The 504-nt window shown below is 69.2% G+C and carries 1 protein-coding gene; it reads left to right on the top strand.

The genetic code is table 11. The features are described 5' to 3' along the window. Positions 1–504, top strand: a 504-nt coding sequence (tssI, locus tag N5D30_RS26100) for a type VI secretion system tip protein TssI/VgrG (protein ID WP_279911347.1), incomplete at both ends; no start/stop codon positions are given.

Here is a 504-nt window from a genome sequence, read left to right as displayed (position 1 = left end):
CGCCCACGGCAGCTACGAAATCTTCGACTACCCCGGCGGCTACACCAACCTGGGCGAGGGCGAGGCCTACGCCCGGGTGCGGGTCGAGGAACTGCAGAGCGCGCACCTGCGCGGCCAGGCGACGGGGAGGGCACGGGGACTGGCGCCGGGCTACCTGTTCACCCTGGAGCGCCACCCCAGCGCGAGCCAGAACCGGGAATACCTGGTGGTGGCGGCGCACTACCAGTTCAGCGACAACGACTACGAGGCGACGGGCGGATCGAGCAGCCACGTACTGCGCATCCGGGTCGAAACGCATCCGTCGGACCAGCCGTTCCGCGCCCAGCGGCTGACACCCCGGCCGCAGACCATGGGCCCGGACACGGCGACGGTGACGGGGCCGAAGGGCCAGGAGATCTACACCGACGAATACGGCCGGGTGAAAGTGTCGTTCCCGTGGAACCGCTACTGCAGCAAGGACGAGAACAGCTCCTGCTGGATACGCGTGTCGCACCCGTGGGCGGG

Origin of the sequence: Pseudomonas sp. GD03875 (assembly GCF_029840585.1) — a bacterium.
Taxonomy (GTDB): domain Bacteria; phylum Pseudomonadota; class Gammaproteobacteria; order Pseudomonadales; family Pseudomonadaceae; genus Aquipseudomonas; species Aquipseudomonas paralcaligenes.
The sequence above is the reverse complement of the archived record's forward strand: the minus strand, read 5'-3'. Positions and strand labels throughout refer to the sequence as shown.